Consider the following 23,859-nt stretch of genomic DNA (forward strand, 5'->3'; position numbering starts at 1 on the left):
CCCTGAATCCCACAGAACGAGAGGACATCATGCGCATCACTCAAGGCACTTTCTCTTTCCTGCCCGAACTCACCGACGAGCAGATCACCAGGCAGCTCGAATACTGCCTGGACAAGGGCTGGGCGGTCGGCATCGAGTACACCGACGACCCGCATCCGCGCAACACGTACTGGGACATGTTCGGCCTGCCGATGTTCGACCTGCGCGATGCCGCCGGCATCCTGATGGAAATCAACAACGCGCGGAACACCTTCCCGAACCACTACATCCGCGTCACGGCCTTCGATTCGACGCATACGGTGGAGTCGGTGGTGATGTCGTTCATCGTCAACCGGCCCGCCGACGAGCCCGGCTTCCGCCTGGTGCGCCAGGAGGAGCCCGGCCGCACGATGCGCTACACGATCGAGAGCTACGCCGTGCAGGCGCGGCCCGAAGGCAGCCGCTACTGAGCGGCGGCAATCGAGCCGGCGCGTAGCGCCCACGCGCTGCCCGCCGGCGACCTTTCCCTGTGCAATCCCATTGGGGGCGCGGCCGCCAGGCAGCGCGCCGGGGAAGCTGCGCCCGGATTTTGATGAGCACCCACGGAGCCTGCCATGTCCGCACCTGAAACGACAGCACAGTTGCAGCCGCCGCCTGCCTTGCCGGGATCGCTGGCCACGTCGCTGGCAGAAACGCTGGCCAGCGCCGGCATCACCGAACTGCTGGCCCAGCTCGACCGCGAGCTGATCGGCCTGAAGCCGGTGAAAGCGCGCATCCGCGACATTGCCGCCTTGCTGCTGGTGGACAAGCTGCGCGCCGCGCGCGGCTTCAGCGCGGGCGCGCCCAGCCTGCATATGTGTTTCACCGGCAATCCCGGCACCGGCAAGACCACGGTGGCCATGCGCATGGCGCAGATCCTGCACCAGCTCGGCTATGTGCGCCGCGGCCACCTGGTGGCCGTGACCCGCGACGACCTGGTCGGCCAGTACATCGGCCATACCGCGCCCAAGACCAAGGAGATCCTGAAGAAGGCCATGGGCGGCGTGCTCTTCATCGACGAGGCCTACTACCTCTACCGGCCCGAGAACGAGCGCGACTACGGCCAGGAGGCCATCGAGATCCTGCTTCAGGTGATGGAGAACAACCGCGAAGACCTGGTGGTGATCCTGGCCGGCTACAAGGACCGCATGGACCGCTTCTTCGAGTCCAACCCCGGCATGTCGTCGCGCGTGGCCCACCACATCGACTTCCCCGACTACCAGCTCGAGGAACTGCGCCAGATCGCCGACCTGATGCTGGCCGGGATGCAGTACCACTTCGACGACGAGAGCAGGGCCGTGTTTGCCGACTACCTGGCCCGGCGCATGGCGCAACCGCATTTCGCCAATGCCCGCAGCGTGCGCAACGCGCTGGACCGCGCGCGGCTGCGCCATGCCTCGCGCCTGCTCGACGATCCCGGCACGGTGATTGACGACCGGGCCCTGACCACCATCACGGCCGAGGACCTGCGCGCCAGCCGCGTGTTCTCGCAACCTGTGGCCGCGGAGTAAGCCATGAAAGCCCTGATCTTCGATGTCGACGGCACGCTTGCCGATACCGAGACCGCCCATCTGCAGGCCTTCAATTCCGCCTTTGCCGAGGTCGGCCTCGACTGGTGCTGGGACGAGGCGCTCTACACGCGCCTGCTCAGGGTGGCCGGTGGCAAAGAGCGGCTGATGCATTACTGGCGCATGGTCGATCCCGAGGAAGCCCAAGGGTGCAAGGTCAAAGAGACGATCGACGCCGTGCACGCCATCAAGACCCGCCACTATGCCGAGCGCGTCGGCAGCGGCCAGCTGCCGCTGCGCCCTGGCATTGCCCGGCTGATCGAAGAGGCCGGCAATGCCGGCGTGCCCATCGCCATTGCTACCACTACCACGCCGGCCAACCTCGATGCGCTGCTGCAGGTGCCGCTGGGCCAGCGCTGGCGCGAGCGCTTCGCTGCCATCGGCGACGCCGGTACCACCGCCATCAAGAAGCCGGCCCCGGATGTCTATCTGGCCGTGCTGGAGCAGCTGGGGCTGGAGGGCGGGGATTGCCTGGCGATCGAGGATTCGGAGAACGGGCTAAGGGCGGCGCAGGCGGCCGGCATTGCTACCGTGATCACGCCCACCGCCTACACCGCGCAGGATCGCTTCGACGGCGCGCTGCTGGTGCTGCCGCACCTGGGCGACCCGGCGCAGCCGCTGCCGCGGCAGCTGCCCGGCGCGGCACAGCGCTGGGCTGACCTGGGCGCGCTGCGCAACTGGCATCGCGGCACCCGGTGCGAGGCAGCCTGACATGCACGCCACCGACCAACGTACCGACCAACACACCGTCCGCCTGGCGCCGTCCATCCTGTCGGCGGATTTCGCGCGGCTGGGCGAAGAGGTGCGCGCGATCGAGGCAGCGGGTGCGGACCTGGTGCACTTCGACGTGATGGACAACCATTACGTGCCCAACCTGACCATCGGGCCGCTGGTGTGCGAGGCGATCCGCCCGCATGTGTCCATTCCCATCGACGTGCACCTGATGGTCGAGCCGGTCGACGCGCTGATCCCGATGTTCGCCAAGGCAGGCGCGGGGATCATCAGCTTCCATCCCGAGGCGAGCCGCCACGTGGACCGCACCATCGGCCTGATCCGCGACCACGGTTGCAAGGCGGGCCTGGTGCTGAACCCGGCCACGCCGCTGGGCTGGCTCGACCACACGCTCGGCCAGCTCGACCTGGTGCTGCTGATGAGCGTGAATCCCGGCTTCGGCGGCCAGGCGTTCATCCCCGGCGTGCTGGACAAGCTGCGCCAGGTGCGCGCGCGCATCGACCGGCAGGTGGCGGCCGGTGGGCGGGCGGTCTGGCTGGAGATCGACGGCGGCGTCAAGGCCGACAACATCGCGGCGATTGCCCGCGCGGGCGCCGACACCTTCGTTGCCGGCAGCGCCGTGTTTGGCGCGCCGGATACCGACGGCGGCTACCGCGGCATCCTGCGCCGCCTGCGCGAGGCCGCCACGTTCACCTAGCCCGCGTCGGCGCCATGCAAGCACACACAGCAAATGAAAAGGAGACCTGCCATGCCCGAAGTCCAGAGGATGACCCTGACGCAGTTCCTGATCGAGGAGCGCCGCCGCTACCCGGAAGCCAGCGGCGGCTTCAACGGCCTGATCCTCAATGTGGCCGTGGCCTGCAAGGAGATCGCGCGCGCGGTGGCCTTCGGCGCGCTGGGCGGCCTGCACGGCCGCGCCGGCAGCGCGGATGGCGAGGGCGCGGCCATCAACGTGCAGGGCGAGATCCAGCAGAAGCTGGACGTGCTGAGCAACGAGGCCTTCCTGCGCGTCAACGAGTGGGGCGGCCACCTGGCCGGCATGGCCTCGGAGGAATTGGAGACGCCATACCAGATCCCTGCGTGCTACCCGCGCGGCAAGTACCTGCTGGTGTTCGACCCGCTCGACGGTTCCTCGAACATCGACGTCAACGTCTCGGTGGGCAGCATTTTCTCAGTGCTGCGCGCGCCCGATGGCGCCGACCCGGTGACCGAGCAGGACTTCCTGCAGCCGGGAACGGCGCAGGTCGCGGCCGGCTACGCGCTCTACGGCCCCACCACCATGCTGGTGCTGACAGTGGGCAACGGCGTCAACGGCTTCACCCTCGATCCGAACCTCGGTGAATTCTTCCTGACACATCCCGGCCTGCGGGTTCCCGCCGAGACGCAGGAATTTGCCATCAACGCCTCCAACAGCCGCTTCTGGGAAGCGCCGGTGCGGCGCTATATCTCCGAGTGCATGGCCGGCAAGAGCGGCCCGCGCGGCAAGGATTTCAACATGCGCTGGATCGCGTCGATGGTGGCCGAGGCGCACCGCATCCTGATGCGCGGCGGCGTCTTCATGTACCCGCGCGATACCCGGGACCCGGCCAGGCCGGGCCGCCTGCGCCTGCTCTACGAGGCCAACCCGATTGCCTTCCTGATGGAGCAGGCCGGCGGGCGCGCCAGCACCGGCCGGCAGGCGCTGATGTCGGTGGCGCCGGGAGGGCTGCACCAGCGCATCGGCGTGATTTTCGGTTCGCGCAAGGAAGTGGAGCGGATCGAGGACTACCACGCCGACCAGTCCGATCCCGATCTTCCCAATCCCCTGTTCAACGAGCGCAGCCTGTTTCGCGCGTCCGCCTGAGGTTCACGGCCATGTCAGAACGCTACCCCATCATCGCCATCACCGGCTCCTCCGGCGCCGGCACCACGTCGGTGACCCGTACCTTCGAGAATATCTTCCGCCGCGAAGGCGTGAAGTCAGTCGTGATCGAAGGCGACAGCTTCCACCGCTATAACCGAGCCGAGATGAAGGTCAAGATGGCCGAGGCCGAGCGCACCGGCAATATGAACTTCAGCCACTTCGGCCCGGAGAACAACCTGTTCGCCGACCTGGAAAACCTGTTCCGCTCCTATGCGGAATGCGGCACCGGCACGCGCCGGCACTACCTGCACAGCGCCGAGGAGGCCGCCCCGTTCGTGCAGGAGCCGGGCACCTTCACAGAGTGGGAGCCATTGCCCGCCGACACCGACCTGCTGTTCTACGAGGGCCTGCACGGCGGCGTTGTCACCGACGAGGTCGACGTCGCCAGGTATCCCAACCTGCTGATCGGAGTGGTGCCGGTCATCAACCTGGAATGGATCCAGAAGCTCTGGCGCGACAAGAAGCAGCGCGGCTACTCGACCGAGGCGGTGACCGACACCATCCTGCGCCGCATGCCGGACTACGTGAACTACATTTGCCCGCAGTTCTCGCGCACGCATGTGAACTTCCAGCGCGTGCCGTGCGTGGACACCTCCAATCCCTTTATCTCGCGCGAGATCCCCGCGCCGGATGAAAGCATGGTGGTGATCCGCTTCGCCAACCCGAAGGGCATCGATTTCCAGTACCTGCTGAGCATGATCCACGACTCCTTCATGTCGCGCGCCAACACCATCGTGGTGCCGGGCGGGAAGATGGAACTGGCCATGCAGCTGATCTTCACGCCGTTCGTGCTGCGCATGATGGAGCGCCGCAAGCGCGCCGCCCTGTAAGCCGCAGCGTTGCCAGGACACCAAATATGAATGCACCCGAACGTATCGACTCCGCGGCCCGCTGCGCCAACGCGCTGCGATTCCTCGCCGCCGACGCGGTGGAACAGGCCAGGTCCGGCCACCCCGGCGCGCCCATGGGCATGGCCGAGATGGCCGAGGTCCTGTGGCGCCGCCACCTGCGCCACAACCCGTCCAACCCGGCCTGGCCCGACCGTGACCGCTTCGTGCTGTCCAACGGCCATGCTTCCATGTTGCAGTACGCGCTGCTGCACCTCACCGGCTACGACCTGCCCATGTCGCAGCTGCGCCAGTTCCGCCAGCTGCACGCGGCCACGCCGGGACATCCGGAACTCGGCGTGACGCCCGGCGTGGAAACCACGACCGGCCCGCTGGGGCAGGGCCTGACCAATGCCGTCGGCATGGCGCTGGCGGAGAAGCTGCTGGCCGCCACCTTCAACCGGCCCGGCTTCGACATCGTCGACCATCGCACCTATGTCTTCCTGGGTGATGGCTGCCTGATGGAGGGCCTCAGCCATGAGGCCTGCTCGCTGGCGGGCACGCTCGGGCTGGGCAAGCTGGTCTGCCTGTACGACGACAACGGCATCTCCATCGACGGCGACGTTGCCGGCTGGTTCGCCGACGACACGCCGAAGCGCTTTGCCGCATACGGCTGGCATGTGATCGACGGTGTCGACGGGCATGACGCGCATGCCATCGATGCCGCGCTGCACGCGGCCAGGGCGGAGCGCGGCCGGCCTACGCTGATCTGCTGCCGCACCGTGATCGGCCAGGGCGCCCCGGCCAAGGCCGGCGGCCACGATGTGCATGGCGCGCCGCTGGGCGCGGCGGAAATCGCCGCCATGCGCGAGGCGCTGGGGTGGGAGGCCGAGCCCTTCACTGTGCCGCCGGACGTGGCCGACGCCTGGGACGCAAGCGTCCAGGGCGCGGCGAGGGAGGCCGAATGGGAGGCGCGCTTCGCCGCCTATCGCGCCGCGCATCCCGAACTGGCCCAGGAATTCCTGCGCCGTGTCGATGGCCGCCTGCCGGAAGGCTTCGATGCGGGAATGATGGCGCTGCTCGACGCGCCCTCGGCACTGCAAGGCAAGATCGCCACGCGCAAGGCCTCGCAGCTCTGCCTTGAGGCGCTGACGGCGGCCTTGCCAGAGCTGCTGGGCGGCTCGGCCGACCTCACCGGTTCCAACCTGACCAACGTGAAGGCGTCGGTCTGGGTCAACCACGAAGGGCACGGCAATTACATCAGCTATGGCGTCCGGGAGTTCGGCATGGCGGCGGTGATGAACGGTGTCGCGCTGCACGGCGGGCTGATCCCCTACGGTGGCACCTTCATGACCTTCTCGGACTACTCGCGCAATGCCATCCGCATGGCGGCGCTGATGCGGCTGCGCGTGATCCATGTGCTGACGCATGATTCGATCGGCCTCGGCGAGGACGGTCCCACCCACCAGCCGGTGGAGCACGCCGCCAGCCTCAGGCTGATCCCCAACAACCAGGTCTGGCGCCCGTGCGACGGCGCCGAGACCGCGTACGCCTGGCAGGCCGCGCTGTTGCGCGAGCACGGTCCCACCTGCCTGGTGCTGTCGCGGCAGGCGTTGACGCCGTTCGAGCGCGATGCGGACCAGCGCGCGGCGATTGCGCGTGGTGGCTACATCTTGCGCGATGCCGCGCCGCCGCGCGTGGTGCTGGTGGCCACCGGCTCCGAAGTGGAGATCGCGGTGCGCGCCGCGCAGGAACTGGCCGATGCGGGGATCGCCGCGCGCGTGGTGTCGATGCCGTGCGTGGAGCTGTTCTACGCGCAGAACGCGGCCTACCGCGCCACGGTGCTGCCGCCGGGCGTGCCGCGCGTCAGCGTGGAGGCGGGTGTCACCTGGTTCTGGCGCGGCGTGGTGGGCGAAGGCGGCGTGGCGTTGGGCCTCGACAGCTTCGGCGAATCCGCCCCGGCCGAGGCGCTGTACCAGCACTTTGGCCTGACCCCGGCGGATGTCGCGGCTGCTGCGCGCGCCTTGCTGGAGGGCACGTCATGACTACCGTATCCCTGCCTTGCGCCGCGGTGCTGATCGACCTGGACGGCACGCTGGTCGACAGCGCCCCGGACATCGTCGAGGCCGCCAACCGCATGCTGGCTGACCTCGGCAGCCCGCCGCTGCCGTTCGACACCGTGGCCGGCTTTATCGGCCGCGGTGTGCCCAACCTCGTGCTGCGCGTGCTGGAGACCGCGCGGCTGGCGGTGGCGCCCGCCGATGCCGAGGCGCTGTTCCATCGCCACTATGACGACACCAACGGCCGCCTGGGATCGGTGTTCCCGGGCGTGGAAGCGGGCCTGGCCGCGCTCAGGCGCGAGGGCTACCGGCTGGCCTGCGTCACCAACAAGCCGCGCGCGCTGGCGGCGCCGCTGCTGGCCATGACAGGACTGGCGCCATACCTGGAAGTGCTGGTGGCGGGCGATTCGATCGCGCAGATGAAGCCGCATCCCGAACCGCTGCGCCATGCCTGCCGCCTGCTCGACGTCGATCCGGCGCAGGGCGTGCTGGTGGGGGACTCGCCGGTGGACGTGGCCGCGGCCCGCGCGGCCGGCATGCCGGTCTGCCTGGTGCGCTACGGCTACGCCGGCCCGGGCGGGCCCGGCGCGCTGGGCGCCGATGCGCTGGTCGATTCCATGGAGGGTTTGCCGGCGCTGCTGACGCCGGCGCGGCTGGCGCCCGCCGCCTGACAGCCGGGGCAGGCCGGCAGAGATACCAGGACAAGTCAACGGAGACGGATGGCAATGACGAATATTTCCCACGCTACGGGGCAACCGAAATCCACGGCGCCGCACACGCTGGCCGCGCTGCTCGCATCCGGCGGGCTGGCGGGCAAGCGGGTCTTTATCCGCGCCGATCTCAACGTCCCGCAGGATGATGCGGGCCGGATCACCGACGACACCCGCATCCGCGCTTCCGTGCCCGCCATCGCGGCCTGCCTGCAGGCGGGGGCCGCGGTGATGGTCACCTCGCACCTGGGCCGTCCCGAGGAAGGCCAGCCGGACCCGCGCCACAGCCTGGCGCCGGTGGGCCGCCGGCTGTCGGAGCTGCTGGGCCGGCAGGTGCCGCTGCTGTCCGGCTGGACCGCGGGCGGCTTCCAGGTACCGCCCGGCCAGCTGGTGCTGCTGGAAAACTGCCGCGTCAACAAGGGCGAGAAGAGGAACAGCGACGAACTGGCGCAGAAGATGGCCGCACTGTGCGATATCTACGTCAACGATGCCTTCGGCACCGCGCACCGAGCCGAGGCCACCACCCACGGCATCGCGAGGTATGCCCCGATCGCCTGCGCCGGCCCGCTGCTGGCCGCCGAGATCGACGCGCTGGGCAAGGCACTGGGCCAGCCGTCGCGGCCACTGGTGGCGATCGTGGCCGGCTCCAAGGTCTCCACCAAGCTGACCATCCTGAAGTCGCTGGCCGACAAGGTCGACAACCTGATCGTCGGCGGCGGCATTGCCAACACCTTCATGCTGGCCGCTGGCCTGAAGATCGGCAAGTCGCTGGCCGAGCCCGACCTGGTGGCGGACGCCAGGGCCATCATCGACATCATGGCCAGGCGCGGCGCCTCGGTGCCCATCCCCGTCGACGTGGTCTGCGCGAAGGAGTTCAGCGCGACCGCCGCGGCCACAGTCAAGGATGTGAAGGACGTGGCCGACGACGACATGATCCTGGACATCGGTCCCAGGACCGCCGCCCAGCTCGCCGGGCAGCTCAAGTCCGCCGGCACCATCGTCTGGAACGGCCCGGTGGGCGTGTTCGAGTTTGACCAGTTCGGCAACGGCACCAGGGTGCTGGCGCAGGCCATCGCCGATTCCAGGGCGTTCTCGATCGCAGGCGGCGGCGACACGCTGGCCGCCATCGCCAAGTACGGCATTGCCGACCGCGTGGGCTACATCTCCACCGGCGGCGGCGCCTTCCTGGAGTTTCTGGAAGGCAAGAAGCTGCCCGCACTGGACGTGCTGGAGCAGCGCGCCGCCAGCTGACCCCGCATCACCGAATCCGCATCGACCAAAGGAGCTTCACCATGGCACTCATTTCCTTGCGACAGCTGCTGGACCACGCGGGAGAGTTCGGCTACGGCGTCCCGGCGTTCAACGTCAACAACCTGGAGCAGATCCACGCGATCATGGAAGCGGCCGGGGAAACCGACAGCCCGGTCATCCTGCAGGCCTCGGCCGGCGCCCGCAAGTATGCCGGCGAGGCCTACCTGCGCCATATGGTGCTGGCCGCGGCCGAGACCCATCCGGACATCCCCATCGTGCTGCACCAGGACCACGGCTCCAGCCCGGCGGTGTGCCAGGCATCGATCCGCTCCGGTTTTACCAGCGTGATGATGGACGGCTCGCTGCGTGAAGACATGAAGACGCCGGCGGACTACGACTACAACGTCGACGTCACGCGGCGCGTGTGCGAGATGGCTCATGCAATCGGTGTCTCGGTGGAAGGCGAACTGGGTTGCCTGGGCTCGCTCGAAACCGGCCAGGCTGGCGAAGAGGACGGCGTGGGCGCGGCCGGCACGCTGTCGCACGACATGATGCTGACCGACCCGGCGCAGGCGCGCGACTTTGTCGCCCGCACCGGCGTGGATGCGCTGGCCATCGCCATCGGCACCAGCCACGGCGCCTACAAGTTCTCGCGCAAGCCTACCGGCGACATCCTGGCGATGGACCGCATCCGGGATATCCACGCGCAGATCCCGGACACCCATCTCGTGATGCACGGCTCCAGCTCGGTGCCGCAGGAATGGCTGGAGATCATCCGCCAGTACGGCGGCGACATCAAGGAGACCTACGGCGTGCCGGTCGAGGAGATACTGCGCGGCATCAGGATGGGCGTGCGCAAGGTGAATATCGACACCGATATCCGCCTGGCCATGACCGGGGCGATCCGCAAGTCCCTGGCCGAGGACCGCAGCGAATTCGATCCCCGCAAGGCCTTGCTGGCGGCCAAGAAGGGAGCGAAGGGCGTGGTGAAGCTGCGCTTCGAGGCCTTCGGGTGCGCGGGGCAGGCCGCGCGGATCAAGCCGGTGGGGATGGAGAGGATGGCGGGGCGCTATCGCTGACAGTGCTCGCAGCACCACCAACCCATGCATACGTTCCCCTCTCCCGCGCGCGGGAGAGGGGTGGGGGAGAGGGGAGAGGGGCCGGAGCATCAACGAAGCAAAGCCTGCCGGTTGTCACCGCCTTCCCGAGAACGGCGAGGACGTGAAGATCCTGCGTGACAACATGCTGTTCGGCCAGCCGGGCAAGGGCGAGTTCAGCACGTTCTTTATCGGCTATGCCCGCTCTCCCGCCCGGCAACTATGACCGGCTGCTGGATTTCAGCGAGGCGGTCAGCGGCAACCTGTTTTTCGTGCCCTCCGCCTCGCTGCTGGAGGCGCTTGCCGAACGCCGGCCGGACGGCGCCGGTGCTGATACCGGTCAGGCTCCTTAGTTCTGCGTGGCGGTCCGAGATGGCCCGCACGCCCGTCGCTTGCGCAATCGCATCGAGGCGCCAATCCTTGTTGCTATACCCCCTCACGGAGCAACGTCATGGACCAAGCAAGCGAACTGCAAGCCACCGTCGATGCCATGGTGCAGGGCGCCAAAGGCCTGCTGGCCGCCGACGAAAGCGGGCCGACCATCGCCAAGCGATTCGAGCGCATCGGTGTAGCGTCAAATGAAGAAAGCCGCCGGGCGTGGCGCAACCTGCTCCTGTCCACGCCGGGCCTGGGCGAGTTCATCAGCGGCGTGATCCTGTACGAGGAAACACTCGGCCAGCTGGCCGACGATGGCACGCCGCTGCCGGAACTGGCCGCGCGCCAGGGCATCGTGCCCGGGATCAAGGTGGACAAGGGCAAGCTGGCGCTCGCCCATGCGCCCGGCGACGAGATCACCGAGGGCCTCGACGGTCTTGGCAAGCGGCTTGCCGGCTATCGCCAGCAGGGCGCGAGGTTTGCCAAATGGCGCGCCGTCTACAACGTGTCCGACACGCTGCCGGGGCCGCTTGCCATTCACGCCAATGCCGAGGCCCTGGCGCGCTATGCCGCGATCTGCCAGGAAGCGGGCGTCGTGCCGATCGTCGAACCCGAGGTGCTGATGGATGGCGCACACACCATGGCGCGCTGCGCTGCAGTCACCGAAGCCGTGCTGCATGCAGTCTTCGACGCCTTGCAGAGGCACGCGGTGGTGTTCGAGCACATGCTGCTGAAGCCCAGCATGGTGCTTCCCGGCAAGGACGCAGGTCACGCGGCGCCCGAAGAGGTCGCGAAGCAGACCGTGCAGGTGCTCCGGCGCACCGTGCCCGCCGCGGTGCCCGGCGTTTTCTTCCTGTCCGGCGGCCAGACGCCCGCCGAAGCCACGGCCAATCTTGACGCCATGAACCGGCTGGGCCCGTTGCCCTGGCGGCTGAGCTTCTCCTACGGGCGCGCCTTGCAGGAGCCGCCATTGCTGGCCTGGCGCGGCGAGGCCAGCAATGCGGGGCAGGCACAACAGGCGCTGCTGCAGCGCTCGCGGCTGAATGGCATGGCGTGCCTCGGGCAGTACGAAGCCGCAATGGAAAATGCGGGGAGTTGAACCTTCCGCAATGCGCTGGCGGTGCTTGTCGCCGACCGGCGCGCATGCCCCGGCGGCTGCCGGGCCGGTTGCAGTTACTTCGCGCTCGATTGAAAGACTTTCCCGCTACACGCCGGGAGGGCGTGTGATGCCGTCATCCAGGTGATACCCGGGTGTACCGCTTCTGCAACGCCGGACATATTTCGCACTCCACCTCCGTCTCGTCACCTGCGTACTGGCACGCCGAATGCAGACGCAGCCACCGGGAGATAGCGCCGGGCCGGTCCCGCTGCCGCTATCCCGTCCCCCGGAGACATCGTGGAGAAGACAAATGTCAAAAGACATGCAAAGCAAAGTTTCGCCAGCGACTTTCAGACTGGCACCCCTCATCGTCGTGTCGGCGGCCGGCCTGGTGCTGAGTGCCTGCGGCGGCGGAGGGGACGATAATCCGCCCCCGCCGTCAAAGACGCCGGTAGCCTGCCAGAACCTGCCGGGCAAGACTGTCGCCGCGGGCAGTATCGGCCTTCCGACCAACGGCGCGACCGTTGCCGATGCCGTCATGGTGCCGGCTACCGGTGGCGGCCAGCTGGGTACTGGCGCGTACTGCAAGGTGACCGGGACGATCGCACCGGTCGACCCCACGGCGCCGTCGATCCGGTTCGAGGTCGACATGCCCGCCAGTTGGAACCAGAAGGTCGTCATGTTCGGTGGCGGCGGCTATGACGGCACGATCCCCAATACCGCGGGCAATGTTCCGGCGGGCCCGACCGACCAGCCCTCGCCACTGGCGCGCGGCTATGCCACCTTCGCCAGCGATTCGGGGCACCAGGCGGGCGCGCTCGGCAGCCGCGACGGTTCGTTCGGGACCAATGACGAGGCGGTCCGCAATTTCTCCAGCGACGCGCTGAAGAAGACGCGCGACGTCGCGATCGCGCTGATCCAGATGCACTACCAGGCCGACGGCCCGAAGAAGGCCTACTTTGCCGGCGGCTCGAGCGGCGGCCGCGAGGCGCTGGCCGTGGTGCAGCGCTGGCCGCAGGACTGGGATGGTGCCATCGTGCTTTACCCCGCCTGGAATGCTGCCAGCCTGACCTGCAGTTCGGCCGCATCACCCGCGCGCTGGCAGCGCCGGGTGCATACCCGAACCAGCCCAAGCGCAAGGTGCTCTACGATGCCGCCATCGCCGCGTGCGATGACCTCGATGGCGTCAAGGACGGCCTGATCAGCAATATCGCTGCCTGCAACGCCAGCTTCGACCCGTCAACGGCGATGCTCAATGGCCAGCCAGTCCGCTGTGCCAACGGCGCCGACACGGGTGACACCTGCCTGTCCGACGCGCAGATCAGCGCGCTGAAGGTCTACGCTTCGCAGATCGTGTTCGGCTATGCGCTGGGCAGCGGCGAGACGCAGTATCCGGGCTTCAACGTCTGGGGCGCCGATCTGGGCATGGCCGGCAACGCAACGGTCCAGCCCACGGTGATTGCGCTGGCGCTCAACACCGATGCCCCGGCCAACCCGATGCCGAACACCGCGCCGTACTTCAGTGTGTTCTGGGACCAGTGGGTGCGCTACTTTGTCACTCGTGATCCGACCTTCAACTCGCTGACGCTTGACCCGCAGAACCCGGGCCCATGGCAGGACCGCATCAGCCAGCTGACCGCCTTGCAGGACATCAACAAGACCGACCTGTCCGCGTTCATGAACAAGGGCGGCAAGATCCTGATGGCCCACGGCATGTCCGACGCACTGGTCAGCACGCGCGCGACGGAGGACTACTTCACGCGGGTGCAGGGCGCGATGGGTGCTGGCAATGTCAGCAACTTCATGCGCTACTACGAGATCCCGGGCTATGGGCACGCGACCAGCTCCGTGTTCAATGCCTCGTGGGACTCGCTGACCGCACTGGAAAAGTGGGTCGAGCAGGGCACCGCGCCGGCTTCGCTGACGGTGACCGACACGGTTGGCGTGCCGGGCCGCACGCGTCCGCTGTGTGAGTATCCGAACTGGCCAAAGTACAACGGTGCCGGCGACGTAAACGTGGCAGCCAGCTTTAGCTGCGCGACGCAATAACCGCACGCAGGTTGTCAAGTCCTGACATAGGTTGACAGGTTCTGCTGGGTCATTTGAACCTAGCAACCCATAGCAACGGACGCCCGATGAACCTCATCGGGCGTTTTGTATTTCAGGGCTTGATGGGGGCGTTCACGGTTATAGATCTCAACTGACTCCCTTACCATGCGAGCCGCTTGCTGCAGATCAGCCGGTCGGTTCAGCAGGAATTCGCTCTTGAGGATGCCGTTGATGCGCTCTGCCATGGCGTTCTGGTAGCAGTCGTAGCCGTCGGTCATGGAACAGGTCAGGCCATGCCGCTGATGGATGGCCTGGTAGTAGGTGGCGCAGTATTGAATTCCTCGGTCCGAATGGTGCACCAGCGCCTGCCGGGACTGGCGCGAGCGTAGCGCCATCTTCAGCGCCTGGCTTACTTGCTCGGTCTGCAGGCCGTCATGGACGTGGTAGCCCACGATCTTTCGCGACCAGGCATCCGTGACGAGGCTCAGATAGACCGTCTGCCCGGCGGTGGGAAGATACGTAATGTCAGCCACCCAGACCTGTTCGGCGGCGGTAGGCACCACCTTCTGCGGCCCGTCCTTGAGTAGGTTGGGATGGCGTCGGAAGCGGTGATGGCTGTTGGTGGTCTTGTGATACGCCCGATGCGGCTTCACAAGCAGCCGCGCCGCGCGCAGGACATCGAACAGCCGATCACGGCCCACTCGGATATCCGCCTTCTCCAACGGCACCTGCAGCACCCGCTGCAGTTTGCGAGTGCCTATGCGCGGCTGGCGCAGTCGCACCTCGGTGACCAGCGCGCAAATCCTGGCATCCCGGGCGGCCTGCCTAAGCTCACTGTCGCGGCGCTTGTAGTATGCCTGGCGGCTGATGCCGAAGTAACGGCAAGCCCTGCTAACGCTTAGCCCTTGGATGAGCTCTTGCGCGAGGACTTGCCCGAAGGCTTTTTTACGATGCGAACCCCGTGCTCCTTCTGAATCACGTCGATCACCGTCTCGAACAGCCGCGCTTTCTCCTGCGCTTCGCGCAACTGAGCCTCCAGCTCCTTGATCCGCTGCTCAGGGGTACGGGGCTTGGCTTTGTCTTGTTTTCCCATCGTGGCGTACCGGGTGCCCTGTGGCAACGTGCCGCTCCAGTCCTGTAGTCCGTGCTTGCGTAACCATACCAGCACCGTGGACCGGCCCTGGATTCCATACTTGCTTTGCGCCTGCTTGTACGTCAACTCGCCTCTTTCTACTTCCTCCACAACCGCCAGCTTAAAAGCCAGCGTGTAATCACGCTGGGTTCGCTTTCGATCCGTCTCCAAGGCACTCTCCTCGTCACAGCCAGAAAAGTGTCAACCTTATTCAGGACGGGTCAGGTGCAAGAGAAAGGGGCGGGCCCGTGCGGCCTGCCTTTTTTGCTTTCCGTTAGCCGGCGCTGCGCATTGACTGCGCCAGTTCGGCGTACCCCCGTGCCTCCAGCGCTTCCGCAGCGCCCAGCCGGTCGCGCAGTTCCCGGTTCTGGCTCAGCTTGACCTTGCCCTGCAGCGAGGTCACGGCGATCTCGATGCCGACGATATGGCGCAGCAGGCCGTCAATGAACTCGGGTGCGGAATCGCCCATCTTCCACGGCCGCGATTCGTCCGCCTCGTGCCGGCGCGTCAGGCGCGCGACGAGGCGCCTGACGAAGCGTTCGTCGTCATGCACGGTGAGCGTGCCGTGCGCGTGTACCACCTCGTAGTTCCAGGTCGGCACCAGGCGATGCGACTCGTGCTTGCTCGGGTACCAGTTCGGCGAGATATACGCCTGTGCGCCGCGAAACACGACCATGACCGGCGTGCCCGAAGGGCAGCGCTGCCAGAGCGGGTTGGCGCGGGCCACGTGGGCGGTGAGTATGCCGTGCGTGCCGGCATCGGCATCGAACTCGAACGGGATGTGGTCGGCATCCAGCGCGCCGTTTGCCTGGGTGACCAGCATGCCGAGCGGATGCGCGCGGATGATGCGCGCGAGTTCATCGGGGCGGGATTCGGCGAAGTGGGCAGGGATGTACATGGGGCGAATCGTGGGCGATGGAGTCGTGGATACTGTCGCCTGTAACTGGCACAATCGGAAGATCCAGTTTTCTACATTCTTTATGGGCCAGTCACCACCGCCTACTCGACCGCCTACCCGACCGCCTACCAGTAACCGGCCCGGCGCTACGGGCGCGGGGCGCCGGATCTACGACCTGCTACGCAGCCAGATCGCGGACGGCACGCTGCCGCCTGGCGCGCCGGCACCGTCCACGCGGGCGTTGGCGGCAGAGCTGGCCGTGTCCCGGACCACGGTCACTGCAGCTTACGAGCAGCTGGCGGCAGAGGGCTTTCTGGTTACATCAGCAGGGCGGGCGGCGCGGGTTGCCAGCGCGCTGGCAACGCCGGCACCGGCCACGGCGGCCACGGCGGTTATAAAGCAGCGGCCCACGTCACGGTTGCCCTTGTCCCGGTTTGGACGCCGGCTGGCGGGCCTCGGCATGCCGGGATTGCCCGACGCGGAACCGCTTCGCTTTGACTTCCGCTATGGGGCGGTGGCGTCCCGGGATTTCCCCACGCTGCCCTGGCGGCGCGCCTACCAGGCCGAACTGCTGCGCCAGCAGGACGGCCTCTACTACGCCGCGCCGGAAGGCGATGTGGCGCTGCGGCGCGCGCTCCAGGGCTATCTGCGACGGGCCCGGGGGCTTGCCTGCGACGCCGCGCAGATCGTGGTGGTGAATGGCTCGCAGCAGGCCATCGACCTGTGCGCGCGATTGCTGCTGGATACCGGCGACGCCTTCGTCTTTGAAGACCCCGGCTACCTGATGGCCCGATGCTGCTTCGCGGCCACCGGCGCCACGTGCCTGCCCACGCCCGTGGACGAGCATGGCCTGGATACCGCCAGCCTGCCGCAGGACGAGCGCGTCCGTCTGGCTTACGTGACACCGTCGCACCAGTTCCCCCTGGGCGGCGTGCTGCCGGTCGGCCGGCGCGTGGAGTTGCTGCAATGGGCACAGCGCCATGACGCCTGGATCGTCGAAGACGACTACGACGGCGAGTTCCGATACGGCCAGCGCCCGATCGACACGCTGCGCTCGATCGACACCGACGGGCGCGTGATCTACGTCGGCACCGTGTCCAAGGCACTGTCGCCGCAACTGCGGCTCGGCTACGTGGTGCTGCCGGCCGGTCTGGTGCCGGTATTCCGGCAGGCCAAGCGGTTGTCCGACCGCCATGCACCCGTGCTGGAGCAGCGCGTGCTGGCCGCGCTGATCGAAAGCGGTGCCTACGAACGCCATGTGCGGCGCATGCGCCGCGAGAATGAGCGCCGCCGTGCGGCCTTGCTGGATGGCATTGCCCGCTACCTGCCCGCGGACGCGCAGGTCAGCGGCACCGCGGCCGGCCTGCATGTGGTGCTGTGGCTGCCGTCCCTGCGTCCGCAGGATGAGCCGGCGCTGGTGGCCGCTGCGCGGCAGCAGGAAGTGGGCGTCTATCCGTTGTCGCCGTTGTTTGCCATGCCGCGGGCGCAAGGCCGGCCGCCCGGGCTGGTGCTGGGCTATGCCAGCCTGACGACCGGGCAGATCTTGCAGGGCATGCGTACGCTCGGCACGGTCATCGCGGCGATGAACCGATCCGGGCGCCGGCAAGACTAACAGGGAGCAAACCGCAGGAGATAAGCATGTCGCACATCACTTATCCCAACGAAAGCGCCGAATACCGCAAGGCGCGCAACGCGCTGGTTGACGAGGAAATTGCATTGCGCAGGCATATCGAGGCCGTCACGGCACAACGCCGCGCGCTGCCGCCAGGCGGCGAAGTGCCGGAGGACTACCGGTTCGAGCGGATCGGCGCCAACGGTATGCCCGAAAAGGTCGAGATGTCGAAACTCTTCGGCCCCCATCGCACCCTGATCCTGTACAGCTTCATGTACGGCCCCGACCGCGACACGCCGTGCCCGATGTGTACGCTCTTGCTCGACTCCGTCAACGGCGCGGCAAGGCATATCGGCCAGCGCGCCTCGCTGTATATCGTGGCCAAGTCGCCAATCGCCCGGCTGGTCGCGTGGGCGCGCGAGCGGGGATGGGCGCATTTGCAGTTCCTCTCGACCGCCGGCAACAGCTACGTCGCCGACTATTTCGGAGACTCAACCAAACTGCCGGCGGAGATACGGACGTTGCGCGGCGGGAAGGCCGGCGAGGAGTGGGACGATACCGCATTCAACGTATTCCGCCTCGACAACGGCAAGGTCCGCCATTTCTGGGGCAGCGACCTGACCTGGGCGCCCTCGGAGCCTGGCACGGACCACCGCTCCGGCGATGCCGTCAGTGCGCTCTGGGGCCTGCTCGACATGACCCCCGAGGGGCGTGGGCAGTTCATGCCAAAACTTGCCTATTAGCGTCCCCCGAGCGTCCCCCGAGCGTCCCACGCGCGACCCCCTGAGCGTCCCACGCGCGACCTCCTTTCCGTCACCGAATGCCGGAAACCGCAGGCCACCGGAATGGCCTGCGCGGCCATCACTTCTCCTGCATCTTGGCGGCCTTGACGATCTCGCCCAGTCGCTTCCGTTCCGCGCTGACGAACTTCACGAAGTCCGCACGCGTGCCGCCGATGGGCTCGATGCCCACGGCCTTGAGCTTTGCCGAGGCGTCCGGATCTTTCATGGCCTTGTCTACCGCTGCGGCAACCTTGTCGAGGATGGCGTTAGGCGTACCCTTCGGCGCGTGGATGCCCGCCCAGTGGGCGATCTGCAAGTCCGGAAAGCCTTGCTCGACGGCGGTGGAGAGCTGGGGGTAGGCCGAGATGCGCTGCGTCCAGGTGGTCGCCAGCGCCTTGAACTTGCCTTCCTGCAGGATATGCGGCAGCGCGATGATACTGGCCTCTGAGGTGCCTTCGACCTGGCCGCCCAGTACTGCCGTGGTGCTCTCCGACCCGCTCTTGTACGGCACCGGCTGCAGCTTCGCGCCGTATTTCACGTTAAGGATTTCGGCGACGAAGTGGGGCGTGCTGCCGGTCCCCGCGGTGGCGAAGTTGAAGCCGTTCCCTTTCCTGGATGCCTCGACAAAGTCGCGCAGGTCCTTGTAGGGCGCGTTCTTCGGCACCACGATGACCGACGGAGCCAGGCCGATCATGGCGACGGGAACCAGGTCGTCGTCCTTGAACGGGATCGACTTCTTGATCATGCTGTTGGAAATGACACCGGCGGCGCTGATCAGGAAGGTGTAGCCATCGGGCTTGCTCTTGGCCACCATGTCTGCGCCGACGGTGCCGCCCGCGCCGGGGCGGTTTTCGACCAGTACGGTCTGGCCCAGCTCCTTGGAAGCCCCCTCGGCCGCCGCGCGCGCCATCAGGTCATTGGCGCCGCCGGCGGCAAATGGCACGACAAAGCGGATCGGCTTGGCCGGCCACTGGCCCTGGGCGCAAGCGGGCGCGGCTGCGATCAGGCTTGCCGTGGCAAGCAGGCCCAGGGTGAATCGGCATTTTATTGTCAAGGCATGTCTCCGTCTGTGGGTCGGTGATTCGGGCTCATCATACCGTCGCTTGCCTGACAAAGACTTTTCGGATCGCTGGGCGTCGCGTCCTCAGTGCTTGTGCGCTGCCGGCGCTTTCAGGTCGGGCACGGTGACGTTGACGATCTCGGTGGCCAGGATCTTGTGGTTGGGATCGGCCAGTTCGAGCCGGAGCTTGTGCGCACCAGGCGTCAGCCCGACCACGATGATGGGATCCTGGCTGGTATGGGCCCAGGTGCCGGGTGTCTCGTCAACCGTGACATGCAGGTGCCCGATCCGCGGGGATAGTTCGGCGGCGGTCTTGCCAAAGACAGGCATGACACGGAAATGCTCGGTGCGGAACTGGACGATGACGACACCGCGGGCAAGCGGTTCGGGCAGCGGCGCGTACGGAACCAGCCTGGGGGCGGGCTCCGATGCCAGCGGGAGAACTGCGGGAGGGGACCTGGTATCTGGCGCCGCCTGGGCGAACGCGATGAGGCTGAATGCCGCGCCGGCTGCGGCGACTGACAGGTCTCGGAGTAGATGGGGCATGATGCGTTCCCTTTTCTTCGCAAGGCGGATTGCCTCGGCGCGCGAGGCTGTTTCGCTCCTCGCGCGTAAGTACAGAGTAGTGTGTTCGTGACGACTTTCATGCGATCGCTGCCGGATGTGGCGTCGCGTTCCCAACATGGCGGTTGAGATACAACACGCAGGCTGATCGCTGCAACCATGTCACGCCGTAGCCATGCGCCATATGCGCGGGCCGCTCTCGTGGACGCTGTCACCGGTGGCATCCACGGCGACGACGACGGGCAGGTTCTCCACGTCGAACTCGTAGATGGCTTCCATGCCGAGATCGCCAAACGCCAGTACCCGGGAGGATCGGACCGCCTTGGAGATCAGGTACGCGGCGCCTCCGGTTGCCGCCAGATAGACGCAGCGGTTCCTGACGATGGCACGGATCGCAGCTGGCCCGCGTTCGGCTTTGCCGATCATGCCGAGCAGGCCGGTGGCGCCGAGCATGCGGTCCGCAAACTTGTCCATCCGTGTTGACGTGGTGGGGCCGCAGGGGCCGACCACCTCATCGCGCACGGGGTCGACGGGGCCGACGTAGTAGATCATGCGATTGCGGAAGTCGACCGGTAGCGGCTCGCCACGCGACAGCATCTCGTCGATGCGCTTGTGGGCGGCATCGCGTCCGGTCAGCATGCGGCCCGACAGCAGCAGCGTCTCCCCGGCGCGCCAGCTGCCGGCTTCCTCCCGGGTCAGGGTGTTCAGGTCCACCCGGCGGATTGCCGTGCCATCGGGCATTGGCAGCTCCGGCCAGATATCGGGAGACGGGGGTGTCAGCATGACCGGACCGCTGCCGTCGAGTTCGAAGCGCGCGTGTCGCGTTGCCGCGCAGTTAGGGACGACGGCGACCGGCATGCTTGCCGCATGCGTGGGGTAGGTCTCGATCTTGACGTCGAGCACCGTGGTCAATCCGCCGAGGCCCTGCGCGCCGATGCCAAGCGCATTGATGCGGTCGTGGATATCGATGCGCATCGCTTCCACCGGATTCCGCGGGCCCCGGGCCTTGAGTTCGAGCATGTCTGGCGGCGCCGTCAGGCTCTGCTTGGCCAGCAGCATGGCTTTCTCGGCCGTGCCGCCGACGCCGATGCCAAGCACGCCCGGCGGACACCAGCCCGCGCCCATCGACGGCACCATGCCGACGATCCAGTCCGCGACCGAATCGCTGGGCATGAGCACGGCGAACTTGCTCTTGTTCTCGCTGCCGCCGCCTTTCGCCATCACGTCCACGACAACCGTATTGCCCGGCACGAGTTCGACGTGGACGACCGCCGGCGTGTTGTCGCCGGTATTGCGCCGCGTGAACAGCGGATCTTCGACGATGCTGGCACGCAGCGTATTGTCCGGGTCGAGATAGGCCCGGCGCACGCCCGCATTGGCCGCGTCGATGACGCCCGACGGAAATCCGTCGAGACGCACGTCCATGCCGACGCGGACAAACAGGTTGACGATGCCCGTATCCTGGCAGATCGGACGCCTGCCCTCCGCGCACATCCGCGAGTTGATCAGGATCTGCGCAATCGCTTGCCTTGCCGGCTCGCTGGCTTCTCGTTCATAGGCGCGGGCAAGGTGCCGAATGAATTCCGGCGGGTGATAGTGGCTGATGAACTGCAGTGCCGCGGCGATGCTGTCGACAAAGTCTTCATACGAAACGACGGTGGTCACGGTGCCGGCCTCCGCCTTCAGAAGCGCTGCTCGCGGAACAGGCCGAGCTTCTCCTGCGCGACGCGATCGGAGTACGAGAACAACACAAGATCCCGCTCGGCATGCAGCGTGAACCGGCTCCAGCCCGGTACGACGACAATATCGTGCGGCGCGAAGTCCAGCCTTTGATCGCCGATCATCGCGTAGCCGGTACCTTCCACGCAGATAAAGACGGTGCTATCGGTTGAGCGGTATGGCAAGGTGCCGAAGCCGGAGGGAAGCAGCCGGATCATGGTGGCGATGGTCGGCATGGCCCAGCCGCCGTCCACCGGGTTTGTGTAGCGCATCAGGTAGCCGGCGTGCGGATCCGGTTCGCCGGCATGGGGCAGCGCGTACAGCGCTTCGCGCGTGCGCGCGTAGGGATAGTTGAATACCGGTGAGTTCAGCGTAGACGGCTGATAGCCCACCGGCATCAGGCCCGAGCCGTAGCGCGCCAGCGCATCGCCGGCGGGCCGCGTGACCGGCGCTTCGTCGGCATCGAACTCCTCGCGGAAGCCGCCGTTGAAAAACGACACGATGGGAATGTCGAGCCCATCGACCCAGACCATTGGCGCGCTGCCCTCGTGGCCATGATGGTGCCAGGTCCATGCGGGGGTGATGACGAAGTCGCCGGGCTCCATGCAGGTCTTCTCGCCGTCGACCGCGGTGTAGGCGCCCGAGCCTTCCACGATGAAGCGCAGTGCCGACTGGCTATGGCGGTGCGCCGGCGCGACTTCTCCGGGCAGGATCAACTGCAGGCCGGCATACAGGGTGTTGGTGATGCGCGACGTGCCTGGCAGGCCGGGGTTCTCCATCAGCAGTACGCGCCGCTCGGCTTCTTCGGCCGAAATCAGCGTCGCGGATTCCATCAGGTACGGGCGCGCCGTGGCATAGGCCCAGCGGTGTGCCACGCCGGCCGGCGTGGGCTCCACCGGGATCAGCTTGCGCAACCGGGTCCAGAGGGCGGCCATCGCGTGCGGTTCCAGGTCGCGGTAGAAGGCATCGCGCCGGTTTGAAAGGTCGGGAGTGGGGTTCGTGGTCATGATCGGATGCCTCTGGCGGCAGTATCAGTGGGCGGCAACGTAGTCCGGCTGCGCGCTCGGCGCCGCAAGGCGGAAGGCCTCGTGGCGCATGCAGTGCGCGTAGGCCTGGCGCACGCGCGGGAATGGTCCGAGGCTGAACGTCGCGCGCAGCGCGTTGGCGACCTGCGGCACCAGGCAGCAGTCGGCCAGCGTGGGTGCGTCGCCGACGCACCAGCCGCCGTCCGCCGGCAGCCAGGGCTCCAGGGCGCTGAAGCCCGCGTCGAGCCAGTGCGCGACCCATTCGGATCCGGCGGCCTCATCGATCCCAAGCGGGTTGCCGAGGTACTTGCGCACGCGCATGTTGTTCAACGGGTGCATGTCGCAGGCGATGGTCAGCGCAATCTCCAGCACGCGCGTGCGGGCCGGGCCGTCGGCAGGTATCAACCGCGGCACTGGCCACTTGCGGTCGAGGTGGTCGATGATCGCCAGGGACTGCGTGATAGTCTCGCCGCCGTCGTGCAGCACCGGCACCAGCTGGTTCGGGTTGCGTGCCTTGTATCCGGGCTGGTGCTGTTCGCCGGCGCGCAGGTTGACGCCGACATGGTTCCAGGGGATACCCTTAAGCGCCATGGCGATGCGTACCCGGTATGCCGCGGAGCTATTGAAGAAGTCGTACAGGTCCATGGTCAGCCCGCCTTCACGCGACACGCACTTCGATGCTGGTGAGCCCGTCGATGCCGCCACGCATGACCTCGCCGCTGCTTACCGGTCCGACACCCTCCGGGGTGCCGGTGAAGATCAGGTCGCCGGGCTGCAGTTCGAACAGCGTCGACAGGTTGGCGACGATTTCCGGCACCGACCAGATCAGCTTGTCCAGGCTGCTGCGCTGGCGGTCCTGGCCATCGACCTGCAGCCAGATGGCGCCGCCGGCGGGATGGCCGACCTCGGTGGCGGGATGCAGCAGCGAGACCGGCGCGGACTGGTCGAAGGCCTTGCCGGGCTCCCAGGGTCGGCCGCGGTCGCGCGCCGCGATCTGCAGGTCGCGCCGCGTCATGTCGATGCCGACCCCATAGCCCCAGATGTGCGAATTGGCGTCCTCGACCGCAATGTTGCGCCCCGCGCGGCCGATCGCCGCCACGAGTTCGATCTCGAAATGGAACTGTCCGGTCGCCGGCGGATAGTCGACCTGCGCGCCGGCGCCCTCCGGCGCGACCACGGTCGCATCGGCAGGCTTGCAGAAGAAGAAGGGCGCTTCCCGGCTCGGGTCCATGCCCATCTCGCGGACGTGCGCGGCGTAGTTGCGGCCGACGCAGTAGATGCGGCGCACGGGAAACTGGCCGTTGCCACCGGCGACGGGAATGGTGACAGTGGGAACGGGCGGAACGACAAAGGTCATGTGGGACTCCAGGTTTCGGGA

The 23,859-nt window shown here is 67.2% G+C and carries 21 protein-coding genes and 2 pseudogenes; 15 read left to right on the forward strand and 8 right to left on the reverse strand.

Features of this window, described 5'->3' with window-relative positions; translation table 11 throughout:
- Window positions 1–29 precede the first annotated feature (29 nt).
- The 13 genes and pseudogenes from LPA45_RS18725 (at window position 30) to LPA45_RS18785 (ending at window position 13,689) form a co-directional block, all read left to right on the forward strand.
- The gene (locus tag LPA45_RS18725; protein ID WP_116322894.1) at window positions 30–449 is read left to right on the forward strand and encodes a ribulose bisphosphate carboxylase small subunit; all 420 of its coding nucleotides are present in this window, start codon (window positions 30–32) and stop codon (window positions 447–449) included.
- Window positions 450–593: 144 nt separating this feature from the next.
- Window positions 594–1,529 (forward strand): CbbX protein, encoded by a 936-nt coding sequence (gene cbbX, locus LPA45_RS18730; protein ID WP_116322893.1) that lies wholly within the window; start codon window positions 594–596, stop codon window positions 1,527–1,529.
- Window positions 1,530–1,532: 3 nt separating this feature from the next.
- Entirely contained in the window at window positions 1,533–2,297 is a 765-nt protein-coding gene (locus tag LPA45_RS18735) for an HAD family hydrolase (RefSeq protein WP_116322892.1), read from the forward strand.
- Between the two features lies 1 nt (window position 2,298).
- Complete coding sequence (gene rpe, locus LPA45_RS18740) at window positions 2,299–3,015, forward strand: ribulose-phosphate 3-epimerase (protein ID WP_116322891.1); 717 nt, start codon at window positions 2,299–2,301, stop codon at window positions 3,013–3,015.
- A gap of 51 nt (window positions 3,016–3,066) precedes the next feature.
- The gene (locus LPA45_RS18745; RefSeq protein ID WP_116322890.1) at window positions 3,067–4,161 is read left to right on the forward strand and encodes a class 1 fructose-bisphosphatase; all 1,095 of its coding nucleotides are present in this window, start codon (window positions 3,067–3,069) and stop codon (window positions 4,159–4,161) included.
- Between the two features lie 11 nt (window positions 4,162–4,172).
- The gene (locus LPA45_RS18750) at window positions 4,173–5,051 is read left to right on the forward strand and encodes a phosphoribulokinase (RefSeq protein WP_116322889.1); all 879 of its coding nucleotides are present in this window, start codon (window positions 4,173–4,175) and stop codon (window positions 5,049–5,051) included.
- A 26-nt stretch (window positions 5,052–5,077) separates the two neighbouring features.
- The gene (tkt, locus tag LPA45_RS18755; RefSeq protein ID WP_317924331.1) at window positions 5,078–7,093 is read left to right on the forward strand and encodes a transketolase; all 2,016 of its coding nucleotides are present in this window, start codon (window positions 5,078–5,080) and stop codon (window positions 7,091–7,093) included.
- Window positions 7,090–7,779: a phosphoglycolate phosphatase gene (gph, locus tag LPA45_RS18760; RefSeq protein ID WP_116322887.1), complete on the forward strand. Its 690-nt coding sequence runs from the start codon at window positions 7,090–7,092 to the stop codon at window positions 7,777–7,779. The genes tkt and gph overlap by 4 nt, the downstream gene beginning before the upstream one ends.
- 54 nt (window positions 7,780–7,833) lie before the next feature.
- Window positions 7,834–9,069, forward strand: coding sequence for a phosphoglycerate kinase (locus LPA45_RS18765; RefSeq protein WP_116322886.1), 1,236 nt, complete (start codon window positions 7,834–7,836; stop codon window positions 9,067–9,069).
- Window positions 9,070–9,110: 41 nt separating this feature from the next.
- Window positions 9,111–10,148 carry a class II fructose-bisphosphate aldolase gene (gene fba / locus LPA45_RS18770; protein ID WP_116322885.1) on the forward strand — a complete coding sequence of 346 codons (1,038 nt, stop codon included), beginning with the start codon at window positions 9,111–9,113 and terminating at the stop codon, window positions 10,146–10,148.
- A 100-nt stretch (window positions 10,149–10,248) separates the two neighbouring features.
- Window positions 10,249–10,519 (forward strand): annotated as a pseudogene (locus LPA45_RS18775) (peroxidase); the annotation flags it as partial.
- Between the two features lie 98 nt (window positions 10,520–10,617).
- Complete coding sequence (locus LPA45_RS18780) at window positions 10,618–11,640, forward strand: class I fructose-bisphosphate aldolase (protein ID WP_116322884.1); 1,023 nt, start codon at window positions 10,618–10,620, stop codon at window positions 11,638–11,640.
- A gap of 322 nt (window positions 11,641–11,962) precedes the next feature.
- Window positions 11,963–13,689, forward strand: a pseudogene (locus LPA45_RS18785) (tannase/feruloyl esterase family alpha/beta hydrolase).
- Window positions 13,690–13,748: 59 nt separating this feature from the next.
- Here the strand turns inward: LPA45_RS18785 and LPA45_RS18790 are convergent.
- Window positions 13,749–14,992, reverse strand: a protein-coding gene (locus tag LPA45_RS18790; RefSeq protein WP_317924294.1) for an IS3 family transposase whose coding sequence is annotated in 2 segments (ribosomal slippage) — window positions 13,749–14,636 and window positions 14,639–14,992 — 1,242 coding nt in all. Because the reading frame shifts where the segments join, the coding sequence is not laid out codon by codon here.
- Window positions 14,993–15,095: 103 nt separating this feature from the next.
- Window positions 15,096–15,719, reverse strand: coding sequence for an FMN-binding negative transcriptional regulator (locus LPA45_RS18795; protein ID WP_116322882.1), 624 nt, complete (start codon window positions 15,717–15,719; stop codon window positions 15,096–15,098).
- An 82-nt stretch (window positions 15,720–15,801) separates the two neighbouring features.
- Between LPA45_RS18795 and LPA45_RS18800 the strand changes: the two genes are divergently transcribed.
- Both LPA45_RS18800 and LPA45_RS18805 read left to right on the forward strand, forming a co-directional pair.
- A complete protein-coding gene (locus LPA45_RS18800) occupies window positions 15,802–17,331 on the forward strand; it encodes a PLP-dependent aminotransferase family protein (RefSeq protein ID WP_116322881.1) in 1,530 nt (509 codons plus the stop codon).
- Window positions 17,332–17,357: 26 nt separating this feature from the next.
- Complete coding sequence (locus tag LPA45_RS18805; protein ID WP_116322880.1) at window positions 17,358–18,074, forward strand: DUF899 family protein; 717 nt, start codon at window positions 17,358–17,360, stop codon at window positions 18,072–18,074.
- 118 nt (window positions 18,075–18,192) lie between these two features.
- Here LPA45_RS18805 and LPA45_RS18810 read toward each other — a convergent pair whose 3' ends face one another.
- The 6 genes from LPA45_RS18810 to LPA45_RS18835 form a co-directional block, all read right to left on the reverse strand.
- Window positions 18,193–19,143, reverse strand: a complete 951-nt coding sequence (locus LPA45_RS18810; RefSeq protein ID WP_233528379.1) for a tripartite tricarboxylate transporter substrate binding protein — start codon at window positions 19,141–19,143, stop codon at window positions 18,193–18,195.
- A 114-nt stretch (window positions 19,144–19,257) separates the two neighbouring features.
- Window positions 19,258–19,719 (reverse strand): DUF6130 family protein, encoded by a 462-nt coding sequence (locus tag LPA45_RS18815; protein ID WP_116322878.1) that lies wholly within the window; start codon window positions 19,717–19,719, stop codon window positions 19,258–19,260.
- Between the two features lie 180 nt (window positions 19,720–19,899).
- The gene (locus LPA45_RS18820) at window positions 19,900–21,402 is read right to left on the reverse strand and encodes a fumarate hydratase (protein ID WP_116322877.1); all 1,503 of its coding nucleotides are present in this window, start codon (window positions 21,400–21,402) and stop codon (window positions 19,900–19,902) included.
- Between the two features lie 17 nt (window positions 21,403–21,419).
- Window positions 21,420–22,463, reverse strand: a complete 1,044-nt coding sequence (gene gtdA, locus LPA45_RS18825; RefSeq protein ID WP_116322876.1) for a gentisate 1,2-dioxygenase — start codon at window positions 22,461–22,463, stop codon at window positions 21,420–21,422.
- Between the two features lie 24 nt (window positions 22,464–22,487).
- Window positions 22,488–23,126 carry a maleylacetoacetate isomerase gene (gene maiA / locus LPA45_RS18830; RefSeq protein WP_116322913.1) on the reverse strand — a complete coding sequence of 213 codons (639 nt, stop codon included), beginning with the start codon at window positions 23,124–23,126 and terminating at the stop codon, window positions 22,488–22,490.
- Window positions 23,127–23,139: 13 nt separating this feature from the next.
- Window positions 23,140–23,838, reverse strand: a complete 699-nt coding sequence (locus LPA45_RS18835) for a fumarylacetoacetate hydrolase family protein (protein WP_116322875.1) — start codon at window positions 23,836–23,838, stop codon at window positions 23,140–23,142.
- Window positions 23,839–23,859: the final 21 nt, after the last annotated feature.

Origin of the sequence: Cupriavidus sp. Agwp_2, from assembly GCF_040784895.1 — a bacterium.
Lineage (GTDB): Bacteria > Pseudomonadota > Gammaproteobacteria > Burkholderiales > Burkholderiaceae > Cupriavidus.